The sequence below is a fragment of the Microcoleus sp. genome (genome assembly GCF_041354475.1).
In the GTDB taxonomy this organism is placed as follows: domain Bacteria; phylum Cyanobacteriota; class Cyanobacteriia; order Cyanobacteriales; family Microcoleaceae; genus Microcoleus.
Genome location: NZ_JBGJZU010000078.1, coordinates 20469 through 29035, shown reverse-complemented (window position 1 = coordinate 29035; position 8567 = coordinate 20469). Strand labels below are relative to the sequence as shown.

General features: G+C 46.0%; 7 protein-coding genes. 3 read left to right on the top strand and 4 right to left on the bottom strand.

Features of this window, described 5'->3' with window-relative positions:
- Positions 1-112: 112 nt before the first annotated feature.
- Positions 113-1081, bottom strand: a complete 969-nt coding sequence (locus tag ACBR23_RS23120; protein WP_371115227.1) for a DNA polymerase III subunit delta' — start codon at positions 1079-1081, stop codon at positions 113-115.
- A 3-nt stretch (positions 1082-1084) separates the two neighbouring features.
- Complete coding sequence (tmk, locus tag ACBR23_RS23115; RefSeq protein WP_371115228.1) at positions 1085-1747, bottom strand: dTMP kinase; 663 nt, start codon at positions 1745-1747, stop codon at positions 1085-1087.
- A 106-nt stretch (positions 1748-1853) separates the two neighbouring features.
- Here tmk and ACBR23_RS23110 point away from each other — a divergent pair, with 106 nt between their 5' ends.
- Positions 1854-2201 carry a hypothetical protein gene (locus tag ACBR23_RS23110; protein WP_340525136.1) on the top strand — a complete coding sequence of 116 codons (348 nt, stop codon included), beginning with the start codon at positions 1854-1856 and terminating at the stop codon, positions 2199-2201.
- A gap of 160 nt (positions 2202-2361) precedes the next feature.
- Here the strand turns inward: ACBR23_RS23110 and ACBR23_RS23105 are convergent, their stop codons facing one another.
- Complete coding sequence (locus ACBR23_RS23105; RefSeq protein ID WP_371120522.1) at positions 2362-4821, bottom strand: heavy metal translocating P-type ATPase; 2460 nt, start codon at positions 4819-4821, stop codon at positions 2362-2364.
- A gap of 314 nt (positions 4822-5135) precedes the next feature.
- Between ACBR23_RS23105 and ACBR23_RS23100 the strand changes: the two genes are divergently transcribed.
- Complete coding sequence (locus tag ACBR23_RS23100) at positions 5136-5711, top strand: TerD family protein (protein WP_371115230.1); 576 nt, start codon at positions 5136-5138, stop codon at positions 5709-5711.
- 412 nt (positions 5712-6123) lie between these two features.
- Here ACBR23_RS23100 and ctpC read toward each other — a convergent pair whose 3' ends face one another.
- A complete protein-coding gene (ctpC, locus tag ACBR23_RS23095; RefSeq protein WP_371120521.1) occupies positions 6124-7479 on the bottom strand; it encodes a carboxyl-terminal processing protease CtpC in 1356 nt (451 codons plus the stop codon).
- 299 nt (positions 7480-7778) lie between these two features.
- On the opposite strand from ctpC, the gene xth reads away from it, so the two are divergent.
- The gene (gene xth / locus ACBR23_RS23090) at positions 7779-8564 is read left to right on the top strand and encodes an exodeoxyribonuclease III (RefSeq protein WP_371120520.1); all 786 of its coding nucleotides are present in this window, start codon (positions 7779-7781) and stop codon (positions 8562-8564) included.
- Positions 8565-8567: the final 3 nt, after the last annotated feature.

The following is an 8567-nucleotide window of genomic DNA, read 5'->3' as shown; positions in this document are numbered from 1 at the left end:
GTGGAGTAGACAAACCTCTCAAGAGTCATCTTGAGACTACGATGAATCAGGAAGTTAACACCAAAATTTCTAATGTCCAGCTAAGTCTAGACTTTGGTAATTTTGGGTAGGTTTAACAGAGCGGTTGACATATTCCCATTAATGTGCATTCCCAAACTAATCGCGGCTGTACATAGTTGAGTAAATATTGTCGCGCTTTTTCTAAAGGCTCTAAGGGCGATCGACTAATTCCCCCTGCCAAAAATTGCTGCCAGTAACAGTGCTGTAGATAATCGATTAACCATAACTGAGATTCAGTATCCAAAGTTTTATCAATTTCCTTTGCCAATTCCAAGGCCGATCGCACATTTTGAGGCAACTGCTTAACTTTTTGTAACAAATCATCCGGCATCGATTGCAGTTGCTGCCAAATAGCAATTGCCTCTCCAGGACTTCCCTGGGCCATTCCCATCACCTCAGCATGGGACAAAATCTCTCCAAATCCCCTTTCCTGCAATACCAGTGCCATCGCTGCGGGATTCAGGCGATTAAACTGAATTTTTTGACACCGTGAAATCAAGGTTGGTAGCAAAGATTCCACAGTCGGAGCCATTAAAATTAGCGCAGCTTTTCCCGGCTCTTCCAAAGTCTTCAATAAACCATTGGCAGCCCCCTCACCCATAGTTTCTGCTTGCGACAACACGACAATAGAACGGGCAGATTCTAGGGGTGGTCTACTCAGAAAATCACCGATTTCTCGCACCTGTTCTAGTCGAATTTGGGGCGGTGATTTGCGCTTCAAGCCCGCTTCCTCAGCTTCCTGTGCTGACAGCCGCTTGCCTTGATTCATGTAAGTGGGTTCTACCCAGAGCAAGTCTGGGTGATTTCCCAGTCGCACGCGGTTTTGCACCGAGGCTATTAATTTGGGTTCTGTCAGATTTGCCGAGAATAAAAGCTCAATAAAACACCGAGCCGCTAAACTTTTGCCGATCCCGTTAGATCCCACAAATAAATAGCCGGGAGCAATGCGGTTGCCAGAGACGGCTTGAGTGAGTAATTCTACTGCCTGGTTTTGTCCGATTAATGATTCAAAATAATCCATAATTCAAAATTCCGAACTCTTTCCATATCCCCAAGCGGCTAACTTACTACTTAAGATAGTTTGAATTTCCTGGGCGACCTCATCCTCGGTGCGATCGGCATTTATGCGCATAATTCGATCCGGATTTTGTCTAGTCAACTCCGCAAAACCTTGTTGTACCCGCTGGTGAAATGCCAAATCAGCTTGCTCCATGCGATCGCACTCTCCCCTAGCCCTAGCCCTCGCTAACCCTTTTGACACATCAATATCCAGCCAAAAAGTTAAATCACTTTGCAAGCCCCCAGTAGCAATGGCGTTCAGTTGCTCAATTAAGTCCAAGTTAAGCCCGCGGCCGTAACCCTGATAAGCAATAGTAGAATCAGTAAAGCGATCGCACAAAACCATCGTCCCCTGGGCTAACTTCGGTTTGAGAAAAGTTTCGACGTGCTGACTGCGATCGGCAGCATACATCAGTAATTCCGCTCGATTTGATACTAATTCCTCCGACCCAGGCTCCAGCAATAACCGTCTGAGTGCCTTTCCCAGTTCAGTCCCCCCAGGCTCACGAGTAGCAACAAAATTTTTGATTGTAGAGCAGTTTTTCGGCAGCCAATGTATCAACCGCTGCATTTGTGTAGTTTTTCCTGCACCTTCAACTCCTTCAAACACGATCAGTTTCCCTTCCATTGACTTCCCTTTGAATTCTGATAAAATAAATCGTTATTGTACTGTATATCTCTTAGATGTTAGGTATGATGATAAGGTCTGAATGCCTCACCGCGGGAGTTTTTTTATGGCTCGTTATACTGGTTTTTTTATCGTTGCCGTTCCCATTGACCGTCTCCGTCACTCTTTGATTGAGATTTTAGAGTCATGCAATCTTGATATTATCTACAATACAGGAGATTCTCTCATGGCTCGCGAACTTCCTGGTCAAGTTTCTATACCCAAGCTCGTCACCGCAGAAGTCCTAATTGAGCAAAACACGAGCAGCGATTCAGAAGTTCGCATGAATTTCGTGATTAAAAACGAGGAACTCCCTCTCAAAACCAATAACCACTGCCGTCAAATGTTTGAGCTAGTCACTCAGTCGATTATGAGCAACCGTAACTGGCGGCTCTTAGAAAGTATGGCACTTTAGTCATTAGTCATTAGTCATTAGTCATTAGTCATTAGTCATTAGTCGCTATTTTGATTAAATTCAGCCTTCAGTATCCATACTTTCGGCCTTGTACTTTCGGCAGGCAGGAGTTCTTGGCTAATGACCAATGACTGAGGATTTTTACCTAAAATCGGTAAATTTAAGACCTAAATTCGCGACGCAGCAGCAAAGAATTGGTAACAACGCTCACAGAACTAAAGGCCATAAATGCACCAGCCGCCGCAGGGCTGAGTAAAATTCCCATCGCCGGCAGTAAAAGACCAGCAGCTACCGGAATTCCGAGCATATTGTAACCAAAAGCCCAAAACAGATTTTGGCGAATCTTCTTCAAAGTAGCGCGACTCAGTTCGATCGACTCCACAACATCCATCAAAGCATTTCGCATCAGGACAATCTGAGCAGTTTCAACAGCTACATCAGTCCCACCATGTAACCCCACACCAACATCTGCTTGAGCCAAAGCGGGAGCATCATTAATTCCGTCACCCACCATCGCCACTTTTCTCCCTTCGGCTTGCAAAGCCGCGATCGCCCTTGCCTTCCCTTCGGGCCGCACTTGGGCCAAAACATCTGTCGTCGGCAAATCTAACTGGTTGGCGATCGCAAACGCCGCCCCAGGCGTATCCCCCGTCAGCATCATCACCCGCAATCCCATAGCCCGCAAACGCTCCACCGTCGCCTTAGCATCCAGTCTGAGAGTATCTTTTAGCCCGATTACCCCCAGCAAAACGCCCTCACAAGCTACATAAACCGCCGTTTTGCCTTGAAAAGACCCACACAGTTCTGTAGCAATAGGGACCCCCTGCTGCGTCATCCACTCCGCATTCCCGGCGAACACCAGTCGGCCCTCCACCACAGCCGAAACCCCCAATCCCGGTGCCGTGTAGAAATCCTCAGCAGCCAGCAGTGGCAAAGCTTGTTGTTGAGCTTCCCGCAAAATCGCTGCGGCGACGGGATGACAAGAACCCATTTCCACAGCCGCGGCGATTTGCAGAAGTTGGGAGTCAATGGTAAAACAGGCATCTTGCCTGTGGCTAACATTCAAATCTGAAGTCCCATCCAACCCAGAACTCTCAAAAATCGGCAAATAATCTGTGAGTGTGAGCTCTCCGGTAGTCAAAGTACCAGTTTTGTCAAAAACCACCGTATCTAATTGATGCACCCGTTCCAAAACATCACCACCGCGAATCAAAAGCCCGCGCTCCGCCCCAATCCCAGAACCAACTAAAATTGCAGTTGGGGTAGCCAGTCCCAAAGCACAAGGACAGGCAATGACTAAAACGGCGATCGCCAATTTCAAACTTAACAGCAAAGGTGATTGATAATCAGTAATTGGTAATTGGTGGCCCATGCCCATTGCCCCATGCCCCATGTTCATGGCCCCATGCCCTAAAAGCACAGATGGCCACAGATGAGTTCCGGCAAAATACCAAAATAGGAAGGTTAAAGCCGATATCGCCATTACCCCATAGACAAAATATCCCGCCACAGTATCCGCCAAATTTTGAATCGGCGCTTTCCGAGTTTGGGCAGCTTCCACCAAAGCCACCATTTGAGCTACAGTAGTTTCTTTACCCGTGCGAGTTGCCCGGATCACGATCGCCCCGGATTGATTGATAGTTCCCGCCGCCACGGGATCTCCTGTTTGCTTCAAAATCGGCATCGATTCCCCAGTCAGCATCGACTCATCTATGGTTGTTTTACCTTCGCAAACTTCCCCATCTACCGGAATTTTGTCCCCTGGTAAAACTTGCAGCCATTCTCCGACTCGGACGCGATCGGCTGGAATTTCAATATATTGTGGATTGTAGACCGGAGATGGCGAGTCTAAATCTAAAATCGGCAATTTAAAATCAACTAAGCGCGCAGTAGCTGGTTGGAGTGCGATTAAAGCTTGTAGCGCTGATGCGGCGCGCTGTCTAGCTTGCTGTTCCAAAATTTTCCCCAACAAAATAAAGCCCAGCAGCATCACCGGTTCGTCAAAAAAGCATTCCCATCCCATCTGGGGAAACATCAGTGCCGCGTTGCTAGCAGTGTAAGCTGTGACAGCGCCTAAAGCTACCAGAGTATTCATATTCGGTGCATTTCGCCACAAACTGCGGCACCCGTCAACTACAATTCGGCGCCCAGGTAGTAGTAAAGCCAGGGTTGCGAGTCCCCAGTGAAACCAAATATTGCTTAAAATTGGGGCTTTTGTTCCCAATACGTGACCTGAACCTGAGAGAATAATTAAGATCAGGGCGATCGTTAATTGTCCTATTTGCTGTCTAATTTCTTGCTGTCGCCTTTCAATTATCGCCACCTCCATTTCTCGCTGATTTCCACCTGCGCGAGATTGACTGGGAAATCCATTATCAGTTAACTTTTTCGCTAAAGCTTCCGCATCCACGGCCCCCGGTTCGCACTCAACCGTTGCTACTTCTACGGCTAAGTTAACGCAAGCTGAAATTACCCCTGAGTATTGCATTAGTTGGCGTTCAACTGCCTTGGCGCAGCCTGCACACTTCATACCACTGACATCGAAAGTCACAATTTCAGGTGGTGAGGATTCTTTGACTGAGATGATTGACGATCGCATTTCAGGAACTGTGTTTGCCATAAATTGCCTGGGAATTATTTAGAATTGATTACAATATCTTGGTGTTGGTCATTTTTTTAACAGACATTTCCCAAAAAGCCTGTTAAGAACGGGTATCCAGCCTGTTCCACAATAAATAATGATGGGAGATGTCTAATCTACTTCATGGATAAATGTCTCTACTTTGAGAGTAAATAAAAATTTCGCCATCTACCGAAAGTGTTAGCTTTTTTTAAGCCTTGGCATTTTTGAGTGAGGAGGGAGAGAGTGCCAATTACCAATTACCCATTACCCATTACCCATTGAAATTAGAGTCTAGGAAGGAACAAATCCAAATGAGCGTACAATTAATTAAAGGTGGCAGATTCAATCTTTCTCAAGAATTTCCGAACTTAAAAAGACTAGCCATCGCCTTGGGTTGGCAAGTCAATTTATCACACACAAACTGTGACATTGATGCTTCAGCATTTATGTTAGGAACTGATGGCAGAATTCCCCACGAAGACTACTTAGTGTTTTATAATAATCCTAAATCCCTAGACGGTGCTGTGAAACAATCCGGCACGGATAAATCTTCGCCCAGAAAAGGATATATTAATACGCTCTACAGTGTAGATTTATCTCTAATGGATGCCACTATTGAAGAGATTGTGCTGATTGTCACTATCCACGATGCTGAATCCGTAGGATTAAATTTTAGCAAAATCCAAAACGCCTTTATCAGTCTATACGATCGCGATCGCCAAACGGAATTGACTAGGTACGAATTAAAAGAGAATTTTACGTTAGAGACAGCTTTGGAATTTGGACGTTTGTATAAAAAAAACGGAGACTGGAGGTTTCAGGCCGTAGGACAAGGATATAAATCAGGATTGCGAAGTTTTGTGGAAAAATATTATGTAGAAAAGTGATGGCTAAAGTCCTCACTACCCACCAGGTTTGCAATGAGGACTTTAGTGCTTCTGACAGCAAGTTTTTGTGAACAACTAAGTAGAAGGAAGAAGGAAGAAGGAAGAAGAACCCCCCCCTGCCCCCCCCAAGGGGGGAAGGAAGAAGGAAGAAGGAAGAAGAACCCCCCCCTGCCCCCCCAAGGGGGGAAGGAAGAAGGAAGAAGGAAGAATAACCCCCCCTGCCCCCCCAAGGGGGGAAGGAAGAAGGAAGAATAAAGAATAACCCCCCCTGCCCCCGCCCAAGGGGGGAAGGAAGAAGGAAGAATAACCCCCCCCAAGGGGGGAAGGAAGAAGGAAGAAGATAGAGGTGAACAATGCTCATACAGCAAGCTTTTTAGCCACCTGTATCTTACATTTAATTAGATGGATTTACTTACTTGGATTTAGCCGGTGCCGAACTCGGCTTAGCCTGGGCCGCATTCGCTTTTGGTGGCGCAACATTCGGTTTCGACTCAGCCTTCTGATTTACTGTTTTACCAGTCACTTTCTTGGTCAAAACTTCCAAAGCTTTCGCATACTGCGGATCTGCCTTCGTACCGATTTTATCCCGATCGCGCCTCAATTCCTCTTTTTGAGCTTCGGTGAGTTCAATTTTAACATCCGGTTCAATGCCCAAGTGGTTGATATCCCGCCCACTGGGAGTAAAATATTTAGCGATGGTAACAGCTAAACCCGAACCATTTCCCACACCACGTACCGACTGCACTAAACCTTTCCCAAAGGTCTTTGTTCCCACCAAAACCGCCCGTTTGTTGTCCTGCAAAGCACCGGAAAGAATCTCGCTAGCACTGGCCGAACCCCCGTCTACCAGTATCACTAAAGGTTTTTCAGTAATCGCTTTTTTATTGGCAGTTTGTCTATCAGTCTCGCCGATTCGATCGACCGTAGAGACGATCGTACCTTCTTGGAGCCACATCCGAGCAATCTCAATACTCCCATACAACAACCCGCCCGGATTGGAACGCAGATCTAAAATATAGCCTGTCACTTTTTTCTTTTCCAAATCCTGAAGGGCCGATCGCATTTCCGATGCCGCATTTGCACTAAACTGATTCAGGCGAATATAGCCGATTTCACCCATCGAACTTTTCTGCACCGAATGGCGCACCGGATGAATTTCAATCTTCGCCCGTTTCAGCTTAAATTCTATTTCCTTATTATTACGGATAATAGTCAGTGTCACCTCAGTATTAGCTTGACCGCGAATCAAATTTACCGCTTGATTCGTGTCCATCCCCTCAGTGATTTTGCCATCGATTTTACTAATAATATCTTTTGCTTGAATCCCCGCTTTAAAAGCCGGACTATCCTCAATGGGCGAAATCACCACTAATTTCTTGGTTTTCTCATCCTGAGTCAACTGAATTCCCACTCCTGTTAATTCTCCAGAAGTGTCAACCTGCATATTTTTGAACTCTTGCGGGTTCATAAACCTAGTATAAGGATCGTCGAGCTTTTTGAGCATTTCCCGCACGGCCTTATAAGCATCCTCATCACTGCTATAGGTCCGGTTCAAATAATCCTTTCGTACAGCTTTCCAGTCAACCTGATTAAAAGTACCATCCACATAACTTTTGTCAATAATCTGCCAAACTTCATCAACCAACTCTTTGGGACTACCCCTAAAAGAAGCCAGAGATTTAGAACTGCAACCAGTGTTGACAAGAGTTACAGCAGTCAGTACCACCGCTGCTGCACTTAGAACAAGCCCTCGTTTTGTGATAACCATTTGTCTGACGCGCCGGAGGTGAAGAGTTGACAATAATTATGCTCAATCTAACACAAGCAAGGCCCTGTCGCAGTTGAGGCACTTAGATTATTCAACTTTGCCTCCTTTGATTTCCGAAGTAGAGGTTGCTCAATCTGGGGGTTGAGACCCCACAACCACCTTTAATTCTTCTGGAACAGGGCCGACACCCTAACTCAGGATGGTACAGGGGTGATATTATATTTTTGTTCTGAAAGCTCAAACCAAGCGTTCAGTCGATCGCCATTGCAGATTAGACTTGCGTACCTTAAACTATCATCGTGAAAATCGCCACCTGGAACGTCAACTCAATCCGCACCCGCATCGAACACGTCATTAACTGGCTGCAAGCAAACCCTGTAGAAGTTTTGTGTCTGCAAGAAACCAAAGTTATAGACAAAGATTTTCCTCTGCAACCCTTTCTCGACATCGGCTACCACTGTTACATCTCCGGCCAAAAATCCTACAATGGTGTGGCGATTTTGAGTCGAGTTCCCATGCAGCAAGTTAGCGCCGGATTTTCACCCATTCTCGGTGAGGAAATCGTCGGCACTTTTGACGAACAAAAACGCCTCATCACCGGCATCATCGACGATATTTGTATTATCTCCGTGTATGTTCCCAACGGTTCAGAAGTGGGATCGGAGAAATATGAATACAAGCTACATTGGCTGAAATTGTTACACAAATACTTGAAAATTACTCTTGACAAATCACCTCATTTGTGCATTTGTGGAGACTTTAATATCGTTCCGGGCGATCGAGATATTTACGACCCCAAAGCTTGTGCTAACTCCGCCGGCTTATCAGTCCCAGAGCGCCTCGCACTCACAGAAATCATAGAATTAGGATTGAGTGACCCCTTTCGTAAATTCACCTCAGAAGGTTGCCACTATAGCTGGTGGGACTATCGCGCCGCCTCATTTCCTCGCAACAAAGGCTGGAGAATTGACCACCATTATCTCAGCTTATCTCTCTACGAAAAAGCCACAAACTGCACCATAGATATTAATCCTAGGAAACTGATCAAACCCAGCGACCACGCCCCCGTAATTGTCGAATTTTGAGCG